This is a genomic window from Pseudomonas sp. MYb541 (assembly GCF_037479595.1).
Classification (GTDB): domain Bacteria; phylum Pseudomonadota; class Gammaproteobacteria; order Pseudomonadales; family Pseudomonadaceae; genus Aquipseudomonas; species Aquipseudomonas canadensis.
This window is the reverse complement of the sequence record NZ_JBBGYS010000006.1, coordinates 161,132-184,828: the sequence shown is the minus strand read 5'-3', so window position 1 is coordinate 184,828 and position 23,697 is coordinate 161,132. Positions and strand designations below refer to the sequence as shown.

At 59.6% G+C, this 23,697-nt stretch carries 19 protein-coding genes and 2 pseudogenes; 16 read left to right on the top strand and 5 right to left on the bottom strand.

Annotated elements, in window-relative coordinates:
• Both WH299_RS06120 and WH299_RS06115 read left to right on the top strand, forming a co-directional pair.
• Positions 1-248, top strand: a 248-nt coding sequence (locus tag WH299_RS06120) for a hypothetical protein (protein WP_339549858.1), incomplete at its 5' end; no start/stop codon positions are given.
• 83 nt (positions 249-331) lie between these two features.
• Complete coding sequence (locus WH299_RS06115) at positions 332-2,668, top strand: putative bifunctional diguanylate cyclase/phosphodiesterase (RefSeq protein ID WP_122723960.1); 2,337 nt, start codon at positions 332-334, stop codon at positions 2,666-2,668.
• A gap of 61 nt (positions 2,669-2,729) precedes the next feature.
• On the opposite strand, the gene WH299_RS06110 is transcribed toward WH299_RS06115, so the two are convergent.
• Both WH299_RS06110 and WH299_RS06105 read right to left on the bottom strand, forming a co-directional pair.
• Positions 2,730-5,147: a glucose/quinate/shikimate family membrane-bound PQQ-dependent dehydrogenase gene (locus WH299_RS06110; protein WP_122723962.1), complete on the bottom strand. Its 2,418-nt coding sequence runs from the start codon at positions 5,145-5,147 to the stop codon at positions 2,730-2,732.
• A gap of 483 nt (positions 5,148-5,630) precedes the next feature.
• Complete coding sequence (locus tag WH299_RS06105) at positions 5,631-7,649, bottom strand: TonB-dependent receptor (protein WP_339549857.1); 2,019 nt, start codon at positions 7,647-7,649, stop codon at positions 5,631-5,633.
• Positions 7,650-7,790: 141 nt separating this feature from the next.
• Between WH299_RS06105 and WH299_RS06100 the strand changes: the two genes are divergently transcribed.
• Both WH299_RS06100 and WH299_RS06095 read left to right on the top strand, forming a co-directional pair.
• Positions 7,791-8,024, top strand: coding sequence for a VF530 family protein (locus WH299_RS06100; RefSeq protein ID WP_012722427.1), 234 nt, complete (start codon positions 7,791-7,793; stop codon positions 8,022-8,024).
• A gap of 4 nt (positions 8,025-8,028) precedes the next feature.
• The gene (locus WH299_RS06095; RefSeq protein ID WP_339549856.1) at positions 8,029-8,655 is read left to right on the top strand and encodes a Pr6Pr family membrane protein; all 627 of its coding nucleotides are present in this window, start codon (positions 8,029-8,031) and stop codon (positions 8,653-8,655) included.
• A gap of 101 nt (positions 8,656-8,756) precedes the next feature.
• On the opposite strand, the gene WH299_RS06090 is transcribed toward WH299_RS06095, so the two are convergent.
• A complete protein-coding gene (locus tag WH299_RS06090; RefSeq protein WP_339549855.1) occupies positions 8,757-9,524 on the bottom strand; it encodes a siderophore-interacting protein in 768 nt (255 codons plus the stop codon).
• Entirely contained in the window at positions 9,521-10,090 is a 570-nt protein-coding gene (locus tag WH299_RS06085; protein ID WP_122723970.1) for a PadR family transcriptional regulator, read from the bottom strand. Before WH299_RS06085 ends, WH299_RS06090 begins: the two co-directional genes overlap by 4 nt.
• Before the next feature lie 458 nt (positions 10,091-10,548).
• Here WH299_RS06085 and WH299_RS06080 point away from each other — a divergent pair, with 458 nt between their 5' ends.
• The 5 genes from WH299_RS06080 to WH299_RS06060 all read left to right on the top strand — a co-directional run bounded on the left by WH299_RS06080 (position 10,549) and on the right by WH299_RS06060 (position 16,261).
• Positions 10,549-11,040: a CS1 type fimbrial major subunit gene (locus tag WH299_RS06080; protein ID WP_123474725.1), complete on the top strand. Its 492-nt coding sequence runs from the start codon at positions 10,549-10,551 to the stop codon at positions 11,038-11,040.
• Between the two features lie 120 nt (positions 11,041-11,160).
• Complete coding sequence (locus WH299_RS06075) at positions 11,161-13,680, top strand: TcfC E-set like domain-containing protein (protein ID WP_339549854.1); 2,520 nt, start codon at positions 11,161-11,163, stop codon at positions 13,678-13,680.
• A gap of 31 nt (positions 13,681-13,711) precedes the next feature.
• Positions 13,712-14,956 carry a hypothetical protein gene (locus WH299_RS06070; protein WP_339549853.1) on the top strand — a complete coding sequence of 415 codons (1,245 nt, stop codon included), beginning with the start codon at positions 13,712-13,714 and terminating at the stop codon, positions 14,954-14,956.
• A gap of 58 nt (positions 14,957-15,014) precedes the next feature.
• Entirely contained in the window at positions 15,015-15,773 is a 759-nt protein-coding gene (locus WH299_RS06065) for a molecular chaperone (protein ID WP_339549852.1), read from the top strand.
• A 5-nt stretch (positions 15,774-15,778) separates the two neighbouring features.
• Positions 15,779-16,261, top strand: a complete 483-nt coding sequence (locus WH299_RS06060) for a CS1 type fimbrial major subunit (protein WP_123474741.1) — start codon at positions 15,779-15,781, stop codon at positions 16,259-16,261.
• 498 nt (positions 16,262-16,759) lie between these two features.
• Here WH299_RS06060 and WH299_RS06055 read toward each other — a convergent pair.
• Positions 16,760-17,131: pseudogene (locus WH299_RS06055) on the bottom strand (transposase); the annotation flags it as partial.
• Between the two features lie 444 nt (positions 17,132-17,575).
• Between WH299_RS06055 and WH299_RS06050 the strand changes: the two are divergent.
• From WH299_RS06050 to WH299_RS06015, 7 genes and pseudogenes are all read left to right on the top strand, one after another.
• Entirely contained in the window at positions 17,576-18,085 is a 510-nt protein-coding gene (locus tag WH299_RS06050) for a fimbrial protein (protein ID WP_122723980.1), read from the top strand.
• Between the two features lie 50 nt (positions 18,086-18,135).
• The gene (locus WH299_RS06045) at positions 18,136-18,696 is read left to right on the top strand and encodes a fimbrial protein (RefSeq protein WP_122723982.1); all 561 of its coding nucleotides are present in this window, start codon (positions 18,136-18,138) and stop codon (positions 18,694-18,696) included.
• 19 nt (positions 18,697-18,715) lie between these two features.
• A pseudogene (locus WH299_RS29600) lies at positions 18,716-21,324 on the top strand (outer membrane usher protein).
• On the top strand, positions 21,321-22,082 hold the full coding sequence (locus WH299_RS06030; protein WP_339549850.1) for a fimbria/pilus periplasmic chaperone: 762 nt from the start codon (positions 21,321-21,323) through the stop codon (positions 22,080-22,082). Before WH299_RS29600 ends, WH299_RS06030 begins: the two are co-directional and overlap by 4 nt.
• Positions 22,083-22,103: 21 nt before the next feature.
• Positions 22,104-22,685, top strand: coding sequence for a fimbrial protein (locus WH299_RS06025; RefSeq protein WP_123474712.1), 582 nt, complete (start codon positions 22,104-22,106; stop codon positions 22,683-22,685).
• 10 nt (positions 22,686-22,695) lie between these two features.
• Complete coding sequence (locus tag WH299_RS06020) at positions 22,696-23,190, top strand: fimbrial protein (protein ID WP_339549849.1); 495 nt, start codon at positions 22,696-22,698, stop codon at positions 23,188-23,190.
• A 23-nt stretch (positions 23,191-23,213) separates the two neighbouring features.
• Positions 23,214-23,693, top strand: coding sequence for a fimbrial protein (locus WH299_RS06015; protein WP_339549863.1), 480 nt, complete (start codon positions 23,214-23,216; stop codon positions 23,691-23,693).
• Positions 23,694-23,697: the final 4 nt, after the last annotated feature.

The following is a 23,697-nucleotide window of genomic DNA, read 5'->3' as shown; positions in this document are numbered from 1 at the left end:
CGAGCCTAGGCGAGGTGCCGAGTGTTGGGGCAAGAGCGTTTTGCTTACTTTTGCGCTTTTCAAAAGTGAGCCGCCGTAAGGGCGGAACCAATTTCAGCCGTTACCCAAATAACGGATATGCCCCCCCAGCCAACCCATTGTCGCCAAAAAACCGCCACAACATTCCCCGGTTTTATTGGGTGCACTTAACCAAAGTCCCAGCTAATCTCCTAACACCCAATATTCAATCCAAATGGATATTTTTTTGACGCCAGGTCAGCAGTCGCAGGGAATGCACATGACAAAGGGACGTAGTGGCAGAGAGAGGCGAACGCTGCCAGAGGGCACTGCAATGAGGTGGCGCCACACGTTCCAAACCCGTATCGCCGGGGTGCTGGCGCTGTTACTGCTGGTAGTGGTCGGCGCCACCTATTTCGCCGTCAAGACCGCCACCACCCGCGCCGTGGAAAACCAGGCGCAAGTCCAACTGCAAACCGGCAGCCAAGTGTTCGAGCGTCTGATCGACCTGCGCGGGCGTCGCCTGCAGTACGGCCTCGACTGGCTGACCGTCGACCTCCCATTCAAACAAGCCGTGGCCGAAGCCAAGACGGTGCCGATTCTCGCCGCATTACGTCGCCACGGCACGGGCATCCGTTCCAGCGAAGTGTTTGTGCTGGGCCTGGATGGCAAGGTCATGGTCAGCACTTTGCCGATCCTCACGCGCGGCCAGCTTTTTCCCTATGACGACGCCCTGCGCCATGCCCGGCGTACGGGCCTGCAGATGCTGATCGTGGCCCTGGATGGGCGGCCGTATCTGCTGGTACAGGATGAAGTGATCGACGAGTTGCCCATCGCGCGCATCGTCATGGGCTTTCCCATGGACAAGCTGTTCGCCAATGAACTGCGTTCCATGAGCAATCTGGAGGTGTCGTTCCTCAGCGTGCAAAACGGCACGCCCGGCCAGCTGTACAGCACTCAACCGGATGCTTACCAGGCAGCCACCCTCAGCCTGTTGCGCGAAGGGCATGTCGACCCCGAGCCGAAAATCCATTTGTTCTACGGCCAGCGTGTGCTCAGCCAGGTGTTGCCGCTGGCCAATACCGGCGATGGCGATGAAGTGCGGGTGCTGCTGCAAAGCCCACTCGACCATGCCCTGGAGTCCTTTGCGCCGCTGGACCGGCAGTTCCTAGGGATTGCCCTGGCGGTGCTGCTGGTGTCGTTGGCCGGTGCGCTGTTTCTGGCGCGACGAGTATCGCGCCCGCTCAATGCCCTGGTGCAGGCGGCCGAGCGTATTGGTGCCGGTGATTACCGCACGCCGGTGCGGGTGCGCAGCCACGATGAATTCGGCTTGCTGGCCCGCGCCTTCAACGCCATGCAAAGCGGCATCGCCGTGCGCGAGCGGCAGTTGGCGCATAACGCCCTGCATGACCCATTGACCGGCCTGCCCAACCGCGCCCTGGCCATGGAGCGGCTGGGCAGTGCGATCAGTGCGCGGCGGCCGGTGGTGTTGTTGTATGTCGGCATCGAAAATTACCGCGTGATCAACGAAGGCTTCGGCCCCGAGGGCGTCGAAGAGATGCTGCGCGAAGCCAGCCGCTGCCTGTCCATAAGCCTGTTGGCCAGTGATACGGCGGCGCGCATCGCCGGCAGTGAGTTTTTGCTGTTGCTGGAAAACACCGAGGTCGACCGCGCCGTGGCCCGCGCCGACCGCCTCTACGCGTTGCTCAGCGAACCCCAACGCATTGGCAACGACGAGTTGCGCCACGAAGTGAGCATCGGCATCGCCGCCTACCCGGCCGACGGCCAGCAAGTGGAAGAGTTGATCAGCCGCGCCGCCATCGCTCGGCATGACGCGGCCAGCCTGCCCGGGCATTTGCAGATCTACCAGCAGGACCGCGACTTGGCCCACCAACGCCAGATCACCCTGATCCGCGACCTGCGTCGTGCCGCCATCGAGGGTGAGTTGTTCCTGTGCTACCAGCCCAAACTCGACCTCAAGCACGGCCATGTACGCCAGGCCGAAGCCTTGTTGCGCTGGCAACATCCGACCTTGGGCCAGGTGTCTCCGGCAGAGTTCATCCCCTTGGCCGAGCGCACCGGCAGCATGGGCAGCCTGACCCTGTGGGTGATCGAAGAAGCCATCCGCCAGATCGCCGAGTGGTCGCGGCGCGGCATGTTGATCCAGCTGTCGGTAAATATCTCGGTGGATGATTTGGCTGATGATGACCTGGCGATTCGCGTCACTGCGCTGTTGATGCAATATCAGGTCGAGGCCGAGCAACTGATTTTCGAGATCACAGAAAGCGCGATCATGCACAACCCGCAACAGGCCCTCAGTGTGTTGGAGCAGTTGCGCGGCTGCGGTATCAGTTTGTCGGTGGATGACTTCGGGACTGGCTATTCGTCCCTGGCGCAATTGCAGCGCCTGCCGGTGCAGGAATTGAAGATCGACCAATCCTTCATACGCAACCTCGATAGCACCAGTGGCGACGGGGTGATCGTGCGCTCCACCATCGAGATGAGCCACAACCTCGGGCTCAAGGTCGTCGCCGAGGGCGTGGAGTTCGCCCCTAGCCTCAAGCTGCTCAAGCAGTGGAATTGCGACACCGCCCAGGGCTACCTGATCAGCCGTCCGTTGAATGCCATGGCGTTCGAGATGTGGATGCGCCGGGAGCGGGTGCCGCTTTGACCGGTATAAAAAAGGCGGCTACCTGTGAAGGTAGTCGCCTTTGTTTTACCGCCAGTGTTGCTTAATCCGGCAGTTTGAACGCCATCACATAGTCACCCTGCTTGGTCCCCAGGGAACCGTGACCGCCGGCCATGACCAGCACGTACTGCTTGCCGTCTTTACCGGTGTAGGTCATAGGGGTGGTTTGCGCGCCGGCTGGCAGGCGGCCTTCCCACAGTTGCTTGCCGTTTTTCACGTCATAGGCACGCAGGTACTGGTCGAGCGTACCGCTGAGGAACGCCACGCCACCGGCGGTGGTGAAGGTGCCGCCCAGGCTAGGCACGCCCATGGTCAGCGGAATCGGAACCGGCGCGCTGTCACGCACGGTGCCGTTCTTGTGCATCCAAATGGTCTTGTGGGTGGTCAAGTCGACCGCCGCCACGTAACCCCACGCCGGCGCCTGGCACGGCAGGCCCATTGGCGAGAGCATGGCTTCGAGGATCACACCGTACGGCGCGCCTTTGTTCGGCTGCACGCCTTCGGTTTCGCTGACGCGTGGACCTTGCTTGGCAATGTCGGCGGCCGGGATCAGCTTGGATTTGAACGCCATGTAGCTGGGGTTCACGAACGCGATCTGGCGTACCGGGTCGACGGAAATGCCACCCCAGTCGAACACGCCGAAGTTACCTGGGTAAACGATCGAACCTTGCAGCGATGGCGGGGTGAAAGCACCGTCGTAGCGCATGGATTTGAAATCAATGCGGCACAGCAGTTGGTCGAACGGCGTCACGCCCCACATGTCACGCTCTTTGAGCGGCGGTGGCATGAAGTTCAGGTCGGACTTCGGTTGGGTCGGCGAAGTGCGGTCGCCGGCTACAGCGCCTTGCGGTACAGCCACTTCGTGGATCGGCACTACCGGCTGGCCGGTCGCACGGTCCAGCACGTAGATGCTGCCTTGCTTGGTCGACGCCATCACCGCTTGCTTCACGCCTTCAGCGGTCTTGATGTCGATCAGCGACGGCTGGCCACCCACGTCCATGTCCCACAGGTCGTGGTGAGTGAACTGGAAGGTCCACTTCACGTGGCCGCTGTCGATGTCCAGGGCGGTCAAGCCGGCGGCGTATTTCTCGGATTCGTCGGTACGGTCGCCGCCGTATTGGTCGGGCATCTGGTTACCCATCGGCAGGTAGAGCATGCCGAGTTTTTCATCCACGGCGAACATGGACCACATGTTCGGCGAGTTGCGGGTGTAGGTCTTGCCTTCGGCCAACGGGGTGGTGTCGTCCGGGTTGCCGCTGTCCCAGTTCCACACCAGTTTGCCGGTGTGCACGTCGAACGCGCGGATCACGCCGCTCGGCTCGTCGGTGGAGACGTTGTCGGTCACGTGACCGCCGATCACCACCAGGTTCTTGGTCACGGCCGGTGGCGAGGTGGAGTAGTAACCGCCTGGGGCGAAGCTGCCGATGTTGGCACGCAGATCGACCTGGCCTTTGTCACCGAAGTCTTCGCACATCTTGCCGGTGTCGGCGTTCAGAGCGATCAGACGGGTGTCGGCGGTCGGTACGAAAATGCGTTTCGGGCAGGCATTCGGCGCGGCAGCCGGGCTGGCGCTGCCGGTCGGGCTCTGCTCGGAAGCGTAGGCGGCGTCATCGTGATACGACACGCCACGGCAGGTCATGTGTGCCCAGCCCTTGAAGTTTTCGGCACCCTGGCTGCTGATCTTCGGATCGAAGCGCCAGATTTCCTTGCCGGTATCCGGGTCCAGGGCAATCACTTGGCTGTGCGGCGTGCACACGTAGAGCATGCCGTTGACTTTCAGCGGGGTGTTTTCTGCGGTGGTCTCGCCTGGATCGTTCGGGCCAGGGATGTCACCGGTGCGATACGTCCACGCCGGCACCAGCTTGTGGGCGTTTTCCGGGGTGATCTGCGCCAGTGGCGAGTAGCGATCGCCGTAGGCCGAACGCCCGTAGGAGTTCCAGTCACCATCAGCTTGTGACGGTGCAGCGCTGGCCATGCCAGGGACTGCGTCGCGGTCCAGTTGGCCGGTCTTGACCATTTCACCGGGGTTGGTGAATTGGCTGGCCAGGGCGGTAGCACCCGCCAGCACCACGGCCACGCTCAGCGCGCCAGTGCCCAGCGGGGCAGGTTGGCCACGCAGCAACGGACGGCGAAACCACGGGAGCAACATGACGATACCCAGGGCGAACAGCAGCGCCAGGCGCGGCACCAATTGCCACCAATCCAGGCCGACTTCCCACAGGGCCCACACGGTACTGGCGAACAGCACCAGTGCGTACAGACCCAGCGCGGCGCGGCGGGTGGCCAGCAGCAGGATGCCGGTCAGGGTGATGCCGATACCGGCCAGCAGGTAGTACAGCGACCCGCCGAGCATCGTCAGCTTGATACCCCCGGCCAGCAAGGCCAGGCCCATGATCAGCAGCAAGACGCCTAGCAACCTGGGCAGCAGGCGGCTTGGGCTTGAAGCACCATCAGTGCTCATAGTGTGTTTCTCCGTGACGTTGGAATTATGTATCCCCGTGTTTCTTCACTGTAGATGACGATTCGACACGGGCTTGGTTCAGCGTTAATTCGGTTTTTCTGGGGATCAGTGTGGTTATCCACAGGCGGGCGATTTATCCCCAGGCGCAGGTCGGTGTAAGACAGCGCTGTCTTGGGCGGAGGGGGAATTCGGCAAGATGGGGTCGACCGCGGACGTGAAACGTTTCAGTTTGTTGCGGCAAGGATAAAGGGAGAGCGCGTCGAGAGAAAGCGTCAATCGCAAGATGCATCATTTCAGATTTGGTAACAGTGATTGTGGTGAGCGGGCTTGCCCCGCGCTGGGTGGCGAAGCCGCCCTAATAACGCCACCTCGTTGTTTCAGGCACATCTCAGGTTAGGTTTTGGGGCTGCTGCGCAACCCAACGCGGGGCAAGCCCGCTCACCACAGGAAGCGGGCCACAGGCCTGTTTTTTTTGCGGTGTTTTCAGAAGGTGGTTCGAACGCCGAACTGCACACTTCTACCCGGCGCCGGTGCAATGTCCCGCAAGATCGAGCTGGCATACCGCACAGTCTGGTTGGTCAGGTTTTCACCGTTCACGAACGCCAACCACTGACTGCCACCCATGTTGAAGTGATAACCCGCGCTCGCCCCCAACGTGGTGTAGCCATCGGTGCCACTCTCGTTATCCGGCACCCGGCCTTGGCCCGCTGCATGTTCCACGTCAATGCGCGCCTGCCAGCGGTCCAGTTCCCACAGCAAACCGCTGTTCAAGCGCAGCGGTGCAATACGCGGCAACGCTTCGCCGGTGTCCAGGTTGGTGGCGCGGGTGTAGTCGCCCGACAACTCCAGCGCGAACTTACCGTAGGCGCTTTCGCCAAGTTTCCAGTGATCCTGGGCTTCGAAGCCGGCGAAACGTGCACGCACGCCGGAGTATTTGTACTCAGGGATGCCGCCTGCGTCTTCTTCACCTTCATCGTTCAGCGTGCGACCGCTGCCCAGCAGGCCTATGTAGTTGGAGAAGCGGCTGTAGAACACGCCGAAGCTGCCCTTGTGAGTGCCATTGTCAAAGCGCAGTGCCAGGTCGCTGGACACGGCTTTTTCTTTCTTCAGGTTGGCATCGCCCAGCTCGTAGGTGCCGGTGGCGACGTGGGCGCCGTTGGCATACAGCTCGTAGAAGGTCGGTGCGCGTTCGGTGTAACCCAGGGTCGCGGCCAGGGACCAGACCGGCGTGAGGGTGTAGACCGCACCGGAAGACAGGCTGCCGGCGGTGAAATCGTTGGATTTGTCGGCACCGGCAAAGCGTGCGTTGCCCTTGGCGTCCGGGTCGACGCTGGTGTGTTCCAGGCGGCCGCCGAGGCTGAGTTTCAGGCGTTCAGTGGCCTGCATTTCTTCGAGGATGAACAGCGCGCCGGCCGTGGTGTCGGTCTGCGGCACGAAGGCTTCTTCACCGAGGGCCGAGAACTCGTTGCGGGTCACTTGTGCGCCTACCACGCCATCGAGCGGGCCGATGGGCTGATGGCGGGCTTCAACACGCGCTTCGTAGCCTTTGTTCTTGAAGATCGTACCGGTTTCGCCACCTTCGATTTCGCGGTGTTCGTAGTCGGTGTAGCCGGCATCGAGTTTCAGCGAGGTAAACGGGCCTTGCAGGTTGCGGATTTCCGACGCAAACGCGTAGTGATCCTGCTTCATGCGGATACGCACGTCCTGCTCGGCCCGCGAGCCGTAGTTCGCGTCGTAATTGCTGTAGGACAAGCCGGCATAACCGTCGTCCCAGGTGTAGGAACCGCCCACGGCCCCGCCGTCCTGGCGTCCGTCACTGTTGCCCAGGCGCGCGTTTTTACCCGCTGCGTCTTCGGTTGCTGGCGCGTGCCGACTGCGTGCCTGGCCGGGGATTTTCAGGTCATTGAATTCCCGCGCGTTGGCGTCCAGGTGCAAGGCAAAGGTGCCGTTACCGGCTTCCAGTCTGCCCGCGCTGCTGCGGGTGGTGTCGGCGCCGCCGTAGCGCAGTTCACCGGCACCGTGGATGCCTTCGATGGCCTCGGTAGGGATGCGGTTGTCGAAGGTGTTGACCACACCGCCGATGGCGCTGCCGCCATACAAAAGCGCCGCCGGGCCGCGCACGATTTCAATGCGGTCGACGTTGACCGGGTCCAGCGGCACTGCGTGGTCGTAAGACAGCGACGACGCATCCAGCGCGCCCACGCCATTGCGCAGGATACGAATGCGGTCGCCATCCTGGCCACGGATGATCGGCCGACTGGCGCCTGGGCCAAAGTACGAAGACGACACGCCCGGTTGTTTGTTCAGGGTTTCACCGAGGCTACCTTTTTGTTGCAGGGTCAGGTCATCGCCTTCCAGAACGGTGGTGGGCGAGGCGAGCTGTTCATTGCCCAGCGGGTTGCCGGTGATGACTTGGGGCTGCAGCTCAAGCGCGTGGGCTTCGGAGCAGATCAACAGGGCGGCGGCAAGCGGGGACAAGCGCCACAGAGAAGAGAAGGACATCAGACACATTCCTTGGCAAAACGACTAAAAGATTTGAAAGCTATGGTTACAATATAACATCTCTTTTTCGTTGAGAACGGGAACTTTTTTCTTCGTGCTAAAGTGACCGGCTGTATTTCTACTTTTTGTAAAAGGCCCGGCATGACCGCGACAAGCAACGACCCACTCCACGGCGTGACCCTGCAGCACGTCCTCACCACCCTGGTGGAACACTACGAATGGGAAGGCCTTGCCGAGCGTATTGATATCCGCTGCTTCAAGAGCGACCCCAGCATCAAGTCGAGCCTGACCTTCCTGCGCAAAACTCCGTGGGCGCGGGAGAAAGTCGAAGGGTTGTACGTGAAACTGATGCGCACCAAACGCCCGCTGGATTGAACCCATGAAGCGGTTAGTGGCAGCAGCGGCGCTGGCTGGTTGGACAGGGTTGGTGATTCAGCAATACCTGATTTTTTATTCGCGCTGGGAGTCTGGCGCCAGCCTGCTGGGCGGGTTGATCAACTTTTTCAGTTTCTTCACCGTGCTGACCAACACCCTGGCGGCGGTGGTGTTGAGCTATGCGTGGGTCGACCGCGATTCAGCCGCAAAGCGGTTTTTCCTTGGGCCCAAAATCAGCAGTGGGGTCGCCGTGAGCATCGTGGTGGTGAGCCTGGCCTACAACCTGTTGCTGCGGCATTTGTGGCAGCCCGAAGGCTTTCAGTTTATTGCCGACGAATTGCTGCACGACGTGATGCCGGTGCTGTTTTTTATCTATTGGTGGCGGTGCGTTCCCAAGGGCAACTTGCAGCTCAAGCACGTTGCGGGGTGGGTGCTCTACCCGCTGGTGTACTTTGGCTATGTGCTGCTGCGCGGGGATTTGCTCGGGCAGTATCAATACCCGTTCATTGATGTGGGGACTCTTGGTTATCCACAGGTGTTTGTGAATGCCGGGGGGATATTGGTGGGGTTTGTACTGATTGCGTTGGCAGTAGTAGGGTTGGACAGGTTTCTGAAACCACCACAAATCTAATGTGGGTGCCGGGCTTGCCCGCGATGGCGGAGTGTCAGTCGACAGATGCACCGCTATCGCAGGCCAGCTCCCACATTTGATCTTCAGTGTGTTCGAGGGTTTTAGTCTTCTTCGCTGCCCTCGGCACGCCAGTAGCCCACGGCCTTGAGAAACTCTTCATTAACCTTGTGGGTATCCAGCAACACCCGCCGCACCTGGCGTGACAGCTTGGACTCGGTGGCGACAAAGCTGTACAGCGAGCCACTGGGCAGCGTCAGTTTCTGCACGGTATCCAGCAGATCATCCTGGCCGCGAATCACCCAGATCACCTCAACATCGGCAGCACTCTTCAGTGCCTGCTTTTCAGCCGCATTGGCGATCTCAAGCACTGCCAGCACCTTGCGCCCCGCCGGCAGTTCTTCCAGGCGTCGCGCAATGGCGGGCAGGGCGGTTTCATCGCCGATCAGCAGGTAGCTGTCAAAGATGTCCGGCACGATCATCGAGCCCCGTGGCCCGCCGATGTACAGGTGCTGGCCGACCTTTGCCTGCTCGGCCCACGTGGAGGCCGGGCCATCGCCGTGCAGCACGAAGTCGATATCCAACTCACCGATGCTCAGGTCAAAGCGACGCGGCGTGTAGTCGCGCATGGCCGGCTGTGGGCCGTCGCCCTTGATGGTGAAGGCCGGGCTTTCCAGCGCGGCCTGCTCGGCGGCGTTTTGTGGAAACAGCAGCTTGATGTGATCGTCGGCACCCAGGCTGACAAACCCCGCCAGCTCTGGCCCGCCCAAGGTGATGCGACGCATGCGCGGTGTGATGTCGACCACCCGCAACACTTGCAGGCGGCGGCGTTTGATTTCGTGGGTCACGCGGTGGATGGCTTGCGTATTCATTGAGCTTTCCCCTGGATAGGTGGGACGACCGGGCCGTCGACAATGGCTTGGGCAGTGCTGTTGAGCAGTGCCGCAACACGAATGATTTCTTCCGGGCTCCAGCGCCCGTGATGCAACTGCAAGGCATGGCGCAGGTTATGCACCGCCTCGTGGATTTCAGGCGGGCGATCATGGCCGCGCAAAGAGCGTTTGCTCACATCGATGCGCATGCGCACGCCTTCCAGTGCAATCGCCTGCTCACCTAAAGAAAGACGACCGGCGTCGGTGATTGTGTAGCGTTTTTTTCCGCCTTCGGCGTCGCTCGTGACCAGTTCGCTTTCTTCCAGGAAGGTCAGCGTCGGGTAGATCACACCGGGGCTGGGGCTGTAGGCGCCGTCGAACATCCCTTCGATCTGGCGGATCATGTCGTAGCCGTGGCACGGCTGTTCTGCGATCAACGCCAGCAACAGTAGCTTGAGGTCACCGGAGGCAAATACGCGTGGGCCGCGGCCACCGCGTTCGCGCCCTGCGCGTTTTTCGAAATTGTCACGGCCATCGCTGTGCTCGCGGGGGGGATGCTCGCTCATATTCCGTTTCCTCTGTTTTTGATAAGATATAACTTAAGATATATCTTTGTGAGGTGAAAGGCTTAGGTGACCAACGGTAACTCCCTGCGTGCGTGGCACCCATGTCGTACTACAGTCAATACTAAAAATTTTAATTGTGTTTTCAGCTCCGAAAGTTGTTTTTTAGTATTATTTGTATATCCTTTTCAATAATATTAAATGGTGTTTAATTTTTGTAGGTTTATTCTTTCAGGTGGACTTTAGGTTTTGGCTAAATACCATCTTTTTCAGTCAGGCTTTGAACATTAAAGCCACGCTATTGTGCGAAATGGCTGGCATTCCTGTGGGTTGAATTGCTCCATCATTACTCCGCTTTTCATTCATTGATCAGCGCGTAGTACCCAACGCTAGTTGTGCCGTGGGTTACCCCTTTCACAACTTTTAAGCAATTCATATCAATGCAAAAACAGGTGTCGACTATGTTCAAGAAATTTGCAATTGCCGCCCCCCTGGCTGCTCTGGCGCTGTGTTCCACGGCGTTTGCAGCCGGTGAAGCCAACCACACTGTCAATATCAAGGCGAGCATCCCTACCACCGTGTTCCACGTACAACCGCGCGACCCGAACTGGGGCCGGGATGAGACCATGGCTTACAACTTGGCCAATGGTGAGTTGGCACCGTTGAGCGCTATCTATGACATGCGCAATACCAACGGTTCGATCCATGCCTACATCGACGGTGGCCCGGCCATGCTGTTCAACGGTGACGCAACTCAAAACATCCCGCTGACCGCCACCCTGAACGGTGTAGTGCTGACGGGCACGCCTCAGGAAGTTGTCAACGACGCAGACTCCACCCCGGGCCTGGGAGCCGAACTGCGTATTGCCGCTGCCAAGCCGTCGGCAACCCAGCGCGGTAGCTACACCAGCGTCATGCCGCTGGTATTCGACGCGGTACTGCCAGCCCTTTGATGCTAACCCGCGCCTTTTAGTCCAGTACTAAAGGGCGTCGCATCAGCAGGCCGGCGGGCGTTTCCAGACGTCGCCGGCCTGCTTTTCATTCTTGTCATTTGGCATTCAGAGTATTAGTTCATGTTCCCGATGACTCACATCGCGGCGGCGCTCGCGCTGCTGATTTGTATGGGTGTCCTGGCGGCGCCGAGTTCTGGTGCTGAGAACCCTGGCAGTCTGATCGCCCAGGCCCAAGACTTGCCCATGGGGTTCAGTGATCACTTCTTCGATGTCCCGCTGGCGGTGCGGGTCGATCTTGACCAGCAATGGCTGGGCGAGGCGTTGATCGTGCTGTCCCGGGATGATCGCGTAACGCTGCTTGAGTTTACCGACGTGGGTGAGAGCAAACTGCCCATGGCGACTCGCGACACTTGGCAGGCCATCCTTGAGAAGGGCGTGGCCCTGGGCGCCTGCAGCCAGTCGTGCCCCGAGCAAATGCTGTCTACCCACTACAGCCTTGAAAGTTCACAGCTTTCGATCATCACGCAAAACGTCGAGCACGCTGACGACGCCCCGCGCTATTACGCGCAGCCTGAGGGCGGCAGCCGTGGCTTGATCATTAACAATCAATTGAACCTCAATGGCGGCCAGGATGAAGACCTCGGTGGACGGTTTGGTTTGCAGGCCAGTGCCAGCCTGGGTAACTGGAGCCAGGTGTTCAACCTGCAACTGGCTCGCCAGAGTGGCGATGAGGAGCAACTGCGCCACGCGATCCACGAGCTTTATAGCCAGCGTGAGTTGGAAGGGCGTTTTCTGCGACTGGGGCATTTCACTCCCAACTCCGATGGCCTGACCCGCCAACTGCGCAGTTTCGGCGCCAGCCCCGACACCGCGTTGGGGGTGATGTATGGCAGCTCCGACACCCTGGCGATCAACGACGCCAAGGCCAGTGTCTATCCGATCTACGTCACGGCCAACCGCCAGGCCGCCGTGGAGATTTACCGCAACGGCCTGCTGATCAATACCCAGTCGGTGGCCGCCGGTTTGCAGACCCTGGATACGCGCCCGCTGCCCGGCGGTATTTATGAGGTGGAAGTGCGCCTGGTGGAGGACGGTATGACCGTCAGCACCACCCAGGAGCTGGTGTACAAGCCGAGCAACTGGCGCAACGCTGATGACCGCTGGCGCTACAACGTGTTTGCCGGCCGGGAGACCAAATTATTCAGTAACTGGGATGAGCAGGCTTCCGGGGCGGTAACAGCGGGTGCGTCCGTCAACTACCTGCTGCACCCGCGGGTGATCCTCGGCCTCTCGGCGCGTGAAGTACGTGAGCAACTGCAATACGGCGGTTCGGTGGATTGGACCGTGGCCAACAACATCAGCCTCTACGCCAACCTCTACAAAACCCAGGAACACGGCACCGGGATGGACCTGCAGGCGCTCTACACGTTGGGTGCCACCAACCTGGTGTTCAGCCACAACCGCAGTTGGCTCGACACCCGCGATACCTATGAAACGCTGCCTGACGGCACGCGGTTGCGGCGCAATACCTTCGTCGGCGAAACCAGCCACTCGGCGTTGTCGGTCAACCACCGCGTCGATGCCTTCAACTCATGGAACGTGCGCCTGTCCCACAGCGAAGGCAACGTCGAGGGCACCGGCCTGGACCTGGGCTGGAACCGTCGCGGCACCTTGCTGGGCCATGACGCCAACTGGCGCTTCTCGGCGTTTGATCGGCCGGGCACCAGTGGCACCGACGATCAACGCAACCGTGGCATCGACATCACCTTGAGCCTGGCTCTGGGCACCGACGGTCGGCAAGTGTCCGGCAGTGTCGGCACCCGCACTGCCCGTGATGGCGGTCGCGACAACAATGCCTCGGTCACCTATCGTCAGGACCTCACCGACCACGTGCTTCAAAGCGTTTCGGCCACCGCCATCACCGACACCTATGGCGTTGGCCTATCAGGCACAGCCAGCTTCACGACGGACACGGTCAGCGGTGACGGCTACCTGCAGCGCAGCTCGTTCAACAACAAACTCACCGGTGGCTTGAACCTCAACAGCACGTTTGTGGCGGGTGCCGACAAGGCGTTGCTGACCAGCCAGTACCACGGCACGGGTGCGGGGATGATCATCGATGTCGAGACTGATCTCGACGCCATCACGTTGCGTGCCGATGACTTCAGTGGCGGTGGCGCGGTGCTGCGCCCCGGTCGCAATTTTGTGCCGCTGTCGGCCTACAAGAGCAGCACCGTCAACTTCGATTTCGAGGGCAACCACCCGCCGGCCGCCAATATTCAGCCGGCGCGTACCCGCTACCACCTGAACAAGGGTGGGGTGGATTACCGCAAAGTCACGGTGATGAAAACCGTCTCGGTACTGGGGCGCCTGCTCGACGCCCAGGGCCGACCTCTCAAAGGCCATCACGTGATCAACCATGCCAGCCGCGGGGTCAGCGAGGTGGACGGGTTCTTCTCGATGGAAATGAGCGCCAGCTCACCGACCTTGGAAGTGCGCTACCAGAACCAGTTGCTCTGCCAGTTTCGCCTCGACCCGGCCAACGCGCCGAATGAAAGCGATGTGCTGATGATCGGTGATCTGCGCTGCACGCCCGACTCGCTGGCCGAAGCCAACCTCAACGCAGGAATCGCTGGCTGACGGCTGCCCGCATCTTTGAACCGGAGAATGTATGAAGTTAGTTGCCGTAACCCGAAGTGCCTTGGGATCTTGTTGCGTACTCGTCCTCTTCATGGGCCTGCTCAGCACGCCGGCGCAGGCATTTGTCGAGGATATCACCGCCGTGTTCCGCCCCGATCCGGGCAACCCGATGGTCAACAAGTTTCAAAACACCACGCCGGAAAGCGGGATTTGCCCCTGGCATATTCCTGCGCGGTGCAAGGCGATGAATATTTTCACTATTCGCCGAGCCTTCAGCGCTAAGTCCAATCAGCCAATCGTTGCTTACGCCGAACCGCGTAAAAGCGCCTATTTCAAGGTTCCTTCGCAATGGCGCGATTTTCAAGTGACCCACCGTGCGACTGGAGCAATTGAGACCGTTCAAATGCGCATTGCCGGTATTGGCGTGCATTGGAATATCCCTCGTCCTCCCGGTGTCTCTGCTTGGGCGAGCACCATCACGCCCAGTTGGTCGTCGCACTGGCGGAATGCACCGCCCCCTTGCCAGGGGGTGAACTATCTTGCGGCTGGGACATACTTTGCGTTGGTTTTCTGGCTGGTCCCCGAGAATGCCGGTGCATGCAATGTGACGGCCGGCACTGAGATTCCCTGGATGAACTACTCGGCGCTTGAATACGCCTACGAACTCAGGACCCCGAACCCGCTTGCAATGTTTTCCGGTGAATACACCGGGGGCATCAGCTATACGATTGGCCCAGGCGGTGATTTCGACTTTGGTGATGTCATGGAAAGTGCGGACGACGTCGCCACGTTCAACTTCCAACTGAGTGTGGAACACGACCTCAAGGTCGACATTCCACCCGGCGGCAACCGCATCGAGTTGATGCCCCAGGGCGGCTGGCAGGCCTGGCTCAACCATGGGCGCGCACCGGCACGTTTGTACCGTGACCAGACCTTCCGCATTGCGAGCAGCTCGCGTTTCAAGATGCAGCTCGAATGCTCGATCGTCATGGGCAACACCTGCGGCCTGCGCAATGCCCGGGGTGATGACGTACCGCTGCAGGTCGCCGTGACCTTGCCCAGCGGTTTGGTCGACCAGTACGGGCAAGCGGTGAACAAATTGCCGCTGCGCCTGGATGGTGTCGGCAGCGAGCTGTTCCAACCTTTGCATTACGTGAGCGACCGGCCGGGCAGCCTGCACTTCGAGGTGCAGCGAGACGACATGGGCGAAATGCTCAAGCGGCCGGGGAGTACCTATTCGGGCGTGGTGACCGTGGTCTGGGATTCGCAGGTCTAGACGGCCATCCGCAGTACCGGCCCGCGGGCTGTGTTCAATCATTGAGGCGTAATCAAACATGAAACATGCAGTGTTATGGATCGGGATGTTCCTTTATGCCCTGGGGGCCCAGGCGGCGCCGGCAATCAACGTCGGGGTGGTGTATGACTATCTGGAGCAGGACCGCAGCTCCTATCTCAAGCGCGTGTCCAACACCGGCACAAGCACGGCGTTTATCCGGGTCGATGTGCTGGAGATCATCTACAACGCCGACGGCACGCACCGCGAGGTGCCGGTAGCGTCGCTGGCCGACAACGAGGGCAAGACCACCAGTCGCGATGGCCTGATGGCCAGCCCGGCGCGGCTGATCGTGCCGGCCAATGGGCGCCAGGGCACACGGCTGTTGTACATGGGGCCGCGGGATAAGGAGCGCTATTTCCGGGTGCGTTTCATCCCGGTGGTACCGGAAAAGGACGACAACTTCACCGTCACCGACGAAGAGCGCGCCGAATACAAGGACAGCCTGGCGGCGGGGGTCAACGTCATGGCGGGCTACGGCACGGTGTTTTTCGTGCGGCCTAAAAACACACGTTTCGATACGCAGGTCAAAGAGACGGCTGGCCAGTACCAACTGCGTAACAACGGCAACAGCGTGGTGGTGCTGGATGAGTTTCGCGACTGCTCGGCGACGGCAAAAAACGACTGCCTGCCGACCACCAAGCACCACATCATGCCAGGGCGCCAGTTGGTATTCGAGAAAAAGGCCGAGCGCACCTACGTCTTTCAAATGATTGAAGGGCAGAAGAAAAAGTTGATCACAGTCGACAGTAACGGGTGATGACGATGTTCAAGCAACTGACAAGGCTTACGGTGTTGGCGGTACTGGTGTTTACCGCCGGTTCTGCCTGGGCGATCGAGGAGCGCCACGTGTTCGAGGTGTCGGTGACGATTCCTGTTCATGAGGCCTATGTCCTGCCTTCGGAGCCCGATTGGATGGGGCATGATCAAGTGCTTACGTGGAACCTGGTGAGCTCCCAGTTGAGTCGCCTGCGCAAGAATTTCGATGTGAAAAACCTTTCCGGCGGAGTCGCCGCACGCTTGGGTGCTGAGGCCTATCTGTTCGACGGACGGAACCGGATCGACTTGCGGGTACTGTTCAACCTGGTTCCCCTGACTCTGGACAGTACCGAGGTGGTCAAGGCTGCAGAGGCCCAGGTGGGCCGGCGCGCGGAACTGGAGGTCGCGGCGATTGAGCCCGTGGGCGGTTATAAACCCGGGGAGTATTACGGCACGGTCCATATCGTGTTCGACTTCCTTGCGCCTTGAATCGGGGCCAGCGCAGATAATGGTCTACCGCCGTGGGTCGCTGCACAGGCCTTGGCTTTCATGCTCCCTCTGCAAGAAAGCAATTTATGAGTCAAGCCGACTCCATCGCAGCGCTTCGCCATCGGTCTCTGGATCAAATCCACAGCCTGTTCGCCTGAGAGGGGGCTGGATGCACACTTCACGGCGTGCACGTTGAGCGCCGAGCAGCTTTACCTGCGCCCCCGGTGCAGTCTCTGGCGGTCATTCTGATTACACGGCCTTGACGGGTGTGTTGTTGGCGAGCCTGGAAGCGGCATCCGGGCTGGATGTCGCCCCTCGCCACCGCTGACATTTCTTATCGAGCATTGCTTAAGGATGGTCTGAAATAGCCAGGTATTTTCCGGCTATCGAGCGGTCAGCACTTCAAAAAAACGACGCACATCAGAATTTGATCAATGCTCTTCGGTTTTTCAGGCCCATTGGGCACAGTAAGCCTCTGCGCAGCAGCTATTTCCTGTATCACACGGACACCTCTCCTGCGTTCGCCAACACATGTTGACGCGCCATCCACTGGTTCGACAGGGCGAACAGCGTCACCATCGGTGCAGTGTTTTCACCAAGCCTCGGAAGCGCGCCTTCGCATAATCGAACTGGCGTTTGATCACCCGAAACGGGGGCTCGACCTTGGTGCGAACCTGAGCCTTAGCCTTCTCGATCTTGCGTATCGCTTTGTATATGGCACTGCGTTTTCCGTGCTTTTTGTAAGTACTGCGACGGGCTGCAATCTGCCAGATGACCTCGCGCCCTGCATGCTCTTCGCGTGGCGTCCGCAACATTGGCTACCGTGACGACCATGCTATGCACCAGGCCAGATTCATCATCTAAAGGCACGGCGACTGGTATCCGAAGATTTTGCCAACTCAGGAAGTATTTTACAGAATCTCCTTGTAATCCGGTTCTTACATACAGGTACTGCACTAAGTCTTTATGATTAACGTTCGTGTAGTTCGCTTCTTACAGGCATTTCCCATGTTTTGGCAAATTGCCACACTTTTCCTATATCTCTCGGTATAACAAGACTACGCCGCTGTCTGAATTACCCGGCTTACGTACTCAACGTATCAGATGGAAACTTACATCGCTTCGAACGGATGCTGATCTGCAATACAAATAGTTGGAAAAGTTGCTTCGCGCTTAATGACGTGATTCGCACTTTTATCTGTATCAAATCAGACGCCATATCTCGATCGATGCTGACTGAGTCCTACGCACTCCTGCGGAAGGGTTTCTATATGACATTCAATACTGTGTGAGTACGTGCAAATGAAAACCAAAATGAACACTGCGCTGTTGTCTATCGGGTTGCTGGTGGGTTCGGCTTCCGTTGCTCATGCCGCCGATGGAACGGTGACGTTCATGGGGTCGGTCCACTCGGGTGCTTGCTCGATCAAGCCTGACTCTGTCGATCAGACAGTCAACCTTGGTGCGATTGCCAAACACCAGTTGGAAAAGGGAGGCAAGTCTGAAGCACGGCGCGTGCTGATCGAGCTTGAAGGGTGCGATTTGAGCGGCCTCACCGATAACACCGTCACCACGACCTTCACCGCTGCGCCATCAAGCACCGTCCCCGGTGCAATCGGCACGGTGGGAGGCGCGGGCAACGTGGGCATCATGATGACCCATGGCAGTAAACCTATCGGGCTGGGTGTCGCTACCACCCCGCAAGCTATTTCCACCGGTAATAACACGTTGGAATTCGGTGCCTATGTACAAGGCGCCGCGACCGCGCCAATCGTCCCTGGTGAATTCAGCGCAGTCACCAACTTCACCTTGGCTTATCAGTAAGTTTTACCCCCGCCACTGCGGTGGTGGGGGGAACTTGGCGGGAGATAAAGGTGAACACAGTTATAAGTCTCGCTATTGCCTCTTCATTGACGATGCTCATCAGCCCTTGCGCTGTCGCCCAGGCGCCTGCGCAAGGCGAGGGTGTGGTCACGCTCGCAGGTGAAGTTGTCGACTCAGCCTGTGGGCTGGAACTGGCCAGTGTCGATCAAGTCATCGAGATGAACCCCGAGCCCATCGGTCGGCTCTTGCGAAACGCGCGGGGGGACATCCATCCCTTCCAGTTGCGCCTGGTCAATTGCTCATTAACGCGTCCTGACCCCTCACGGCCCGGTGCGAACCTGCCGGACTGGCAGCACATGCGTGTGACGTTTGATGCGCCCACCGACAGAGAAGGGCGCTCGTTTGCTCTCTTCGGCAGCTCGCAGGGAGTGGCCCTGCATATCGAGGACGCTGCGGGCCAGGAGGGTGTCCCGGGTGTGCCGATGGCGCTGCTTCCGTTGGTGGAGGGCGATATGACACTTCACTACACGCTGCGCCTGGTTGGCAATGGATTACCGCTGGCAGCCGGGCCTCACAACGCCGCAGTGCGGTTCAAGTTGGAATACTTTTGAACATTGATGGGCTGCTTGCATGTTGAATACATCGAAGGTCAGAAATACGCTGCGCCCAAGCCTTTTTGGCGGGTTGATATCACTGGCGGGTACGGCATTGGGTGCCGGGGATATCGAGTTCAATACCGACGTTCTTGATCTGAGTGATCGTTCCAATATTGACCTGTCTCAGTTTGCGCGCAGCGGGTTCATTCTGCCGGGTACTTACTCGATGGTCGTGCAGATCAATACTCAGCCTCTGTCTGAGCAGTCGGTGGCGTTTTACCCACCGGATAATGATCCCAAAGGCAGTCAAGCCTGCTTATCACCAGGCCTGGTGGAACAGTTGGGCCTCAAGGCGTCCGGCGCGGCCAGCCTTACCTGGTGGAAAGGCGGGCAGTGCCTGGATATTCAAGGCTTGCCAGGCATGGAGGTCAGTGGCGACCTGGCTACCGCCACGCTGAGCATCAGCCTGCCCCAAGCTTACCTCGAGTACAGCGACATTAACTGGGACCCGCCCTCGCGTTGGGATGAAGGGGTGCCGGGATTGCTCGTTGACTACAACCTGACCGCGCTGTCCAGCTACCGAAAGAACGACGGGGCTCGTAATAACCTCACGGGTAACGGAACGCTCGGCGCCAATGCCGGGGCCTGGCGCCTGCGGGCAGACTGGCAGGGACGTGTCGAAAAAGGCCGCGACGGGGCGCCCAGTCCTCAGCGGCTGGAGTGGAGCCGTTACTACGCTTATCGCGCCATTCCAGCGCTGAGGGCGCGCTTGGTTGTGGGCGAGGACTATCTGTATTCGGACCTGTTTGACAGCTTCCGCTTTACAGGTGCGGCGCTCAACTCGGATGAAAGCCAGCTGCCACCTAACCTGCGCGGTTATGCCCCGGAAGTGGTTGGCGTGGCCAAAACCAATGCGAAAGTTGTCATCAGCCAACAGGGGCGTGTGCTGTATGAAACGCTTGTGGCGGCGGGCCCTTTTCGCATTCAGGACCTCAATGACGCCGTCAGTGGCAGGCTGGATGTGCGGGTGGAAGAGCAGGACGGTTCGATACACATTTCCCAAGTCGATACGGCAGGCGTTCCCTACCTGACGCGCCCGGGGCGAGTGCGTTACAAGCTGGCAAGCGGGCGACCGTCCAATCTCCAGTACGGCGCCGAAGGTGACTTTTTTGGCACGGGTGAGTTCTCTTGGGGCGTCAGTAATGGCTGGTCTCTGTTTGGCGGCGGCATCAGCGATAACAACTATCGGGCGCTCTCCGTTGGGGGGGGCGCGACTTGCTGGCGTTCGGGGCCGTATCGTTGGATGTCACGCAATCCCACGCCAACGTGTGGAACGAGTCGCTCTCGGGTAAATCCTACCGCCTTCAATATTCCAAGCACTTTCAAGAGTACGACAGCCAAGTGACCTTCGCGGGTTACCGGTTCTCCGAGAAAAACTTTCTGAGCATGAGTGAGTACCTGGATGCTCGGCATTTCGGCAGGAACGGCGAGCGCCGCGGCGAGGGCTACGACCAATATGGCCACTACAGCGAGAGTGGGAAGCCAATTGGCGGCAGCAAGGCCCTTTATACGGTGACGGTCAATAAACAGTTTCGTGACCTGGGAGCCACCGTCTATGCCAGTTACAACAAGCAGACTTACTGGGACCGGCCAGACACTCATCGCTGGAACCTGTCGGTGTCGCGCTACTTTAATGTAGGCACTGTCAGGAACCTGAGCCTGTCCCTCAACACCTATCGGACGCAGGATTACAACTATAAGGATAACGGCGTATCGCTGACGGTGAGCTTGCCGTTGGGGCCCACTGGCACATTGTCGCTGGATGCCAATAGAGCTGCAGGGACCAACCGTTTTTCAACGCGCTACAGCGATCGAATCGATGAGCGTAGCAGCTACCAGCTCAGTGCAAGCGACAACGCTGCCAGCGGTTACTTGAGTCATGTGGGCGATCAGGCTGACATCAACCTCAGCGCCAGCCAGCAAGAAGGCAATTACAGCACCCTGAGCATGTCTGCCCGCGGCGGTGGCACGCTCACGCCTTACGGTGCAGCACTGCATCGTACTACCAGTACCGGCGGCACCCGTCTGATGGTGGATACCGCCGGAGTGCCCGATGTACCCGTGCGCGGTTACGGCACACCGACGCGCAGCAACGCCTTCGGCAAGGCGGTCATTGCCGATATCAGCAGCTATCAGCGCACGGCGGCCAGTGTCGACCTGGAGAGCTTGCCGAGCAACGTCGAGGCCACTCAGTCCGTCACGCAACTGACACTCACCGAGGGGGCTATTGGTTATCGCTCGCTGGAGGTGATTGCCGGCGAGAAGGCGATGGCTGTTCTGCAACTAAACGATGGCAGCACGCCGCCCTTCGGCGCGATCGTGAAAAACATGAAGCACCAGGACACCGGGATTGTGAATGACGCTGGCAGCGTCTACCTGAGCGGCATTCAGGCCGGCGAGCAGATGGTCGTCAGTTGGGGCGGTGCCGAGCGATGCAGGTTCACGCTCCCTGTCATTTTGCCCGCTGATGGCCTGACCGATGCCCTGCAATTGAACTGTCAGCGGATAGCCGCTGACCCATCCTCGCCCGCCCCGGCAGTGCTGACCGGCAAGCCACTCGATACGGAGACAACATCCTCATGACGCTGAATACACCCCTCACCGTGCAGGCATTTGCACTGCTGGTTCTAGGTTTGAGCCAGGGCGCTTATGCCGCAGTTGGGCTGGATCGTACCCGCGTGATTTTTGATGGCGGCAAAGAGGCCACCAGCGTGAACATCACCAATAACAACACCCAGTTGCCGTATTTGGCTCAGGGTTGGATTGAGGATGAAACCGGTCAAAAGATCACCTCGCCCTTGATCGTGCTTCCACCGGTTCAGCGCTTGGAACCTGGCAAACAAAGCCAGGTGAAAGTTCAGGCGCTGCCGGCGGCCAAATTGTTGCCCCAGGATCGAGAGACGGTCTATTACTTCAACTTGAGGGAGATTCCGCCGCGCAGCGATAAAGCCAACACCCTGCAAATTGCGTTGCAAACCCGCATCAAGTTGTTCTACCGACCGCAAGCCATCACGCCCAGTCAGCAAGACTTGTCCAACCCCTGGCAGGAAAAACTCACCCTCAGCCTTGAGGGCGAGCGCTATCGGGTGAACAACCCAACGCCTTACTACGTGACCCTGGTGGATGCACGCAGCAGTAAGGACGGCAAAACCGTGCCGGGCTTCGAGCCGCTGATGGTCCCTCCCAAGAGCTCGCTGACCTTGGGGCCGACGGCCAAGGCACTCGGCACTACCCCCTATCTGGCCTACGTGAATGATTACGGCGGACGCCCGCTGATGGCTTTCATCTGCAGTGGCAACGCTTGCAAAGTGAACGCGCAAGCATCCGCGGCCAATGAGTAGCGCCTGTTGCCGGAGAAAATCATGAAGTCGCACAACGTGAAAGTCGTGGGCGGCCTGTTACTGGCCTTGGCAGGCGGCTTACAGGCTCAGGATGGCGAGGATGTGGAGGGCATGAATGGGATGTTGAACGTCACCGGGTCCATGCACGAAATCCCGTGCAGTCTGGAGATGACCTCACTGCATCAAACGATTGACCTGGGCGCCGTGTCGACCAGCCGATTGCAACGGCCCGGTGATCAGGCAACACCTGTGGCCTTTCAGCTGCGGTTTGCCGATTGCCAACGCACCGCCGGCAGCATTCGTAGTGAGCGAACCGGGAACCTGACATGGAGCGCCTACCAACCCGTGCTCTCGGTGGCATTTCTTGCCCCGGCCGATGCCGACGATCCCCGGCTGGTCAAAGTGCGCGGTGTCACCGGGATGGGCCTGCGCCTGACTGATGCACAGGGCCGCGATGTCCGTCTTGGCTCAAGGGGCGAACCGTTGTTTTTGCCCTTGGGCGGCAGCACCCAGACTTGGAATGTTCAACCCACGCGCACCTCTGCACCTTTGACCAGTGGGGCATTTCGGGCCGTGGTGGATTTCAGGCTCAATTATGAGTGAGGGCAGAACAATGGCTAAGTCAACCGGCTCACGGGCCGTGCTCCTCGGTGGCGGCCTGCTATGGGCGGTCAGCCAAGGTGTGCAGGCCGACACCAATCTGACCATCCGCGCGGTCATCATCGCGCCGCCCCCGTGCGTCATTAACAACGGCACCACGCTGGATGTGCCGTTTGGCAATGACCTGCTGACGTCACGGGTCGACGGGGTGAATTACCGCCGCGGCGTACCCTATACCGTCACCTGTGATTCGCCCTTCAACAACGCAATGACCCTGGAACTCAAAGGCACCGGCGCCTCATTCGATCGTAATGTGCTGCTGACTCGCAAGCCGGATCTTGGCGTCAAGCTGTTCGTCAACGGCGCGGATTGGCCGCTGAACACCGCCGTGAATTTTACCCATCCCACCTTTCCGTCCGTGCAGGCGGTGCCTGTCAAACGCGTGGGCAGCCAATTGACGGGAGGCGCCTTTGATGCCGCCGCGACGCTGGTGGTCGAATACCAATGATGACCCATGAAGAGAAACGATCAATGACCTGTTGGCAGCAGCGAGCATTGCTCGCCTTGTGTTCCATCGGCCTCTGTAGTGGTGCCTCGGCCAACTTGACGTTCAGCGGAACGCTGAACGAGCCCCCGCCTTGCACGATTGAGGCGGGCAACACGATCGAGGTCGATTTTGGCGATGTCGGGGTCAAGCGAGTCGACGGTGTGAAATACCGCAGGGCGCTCGCGTACACCATCAGTTGTGGCCCCGCCACGCTGCCGTGGCAACTGAAATTGAGCGTTAACGGCACGGCAACTTCGTTTGACGGCTCGGCGGTGCAGACCAGTGTGCCAGAGCTGGGCATTCGGCTGTTTCAGAATAACCTGCCGTTTCTACTCAATACGCCACTGGACATCACCCTGTCGTCACCGCCGACGTTGGAAGTGGTGCCCGTCAAACAGCCAGGTGCAGTTCTGGCCCCCGCGCGGTTTACGGCGGTGGCCACGCTGTTGGCCGAATACCAGTAGGAGC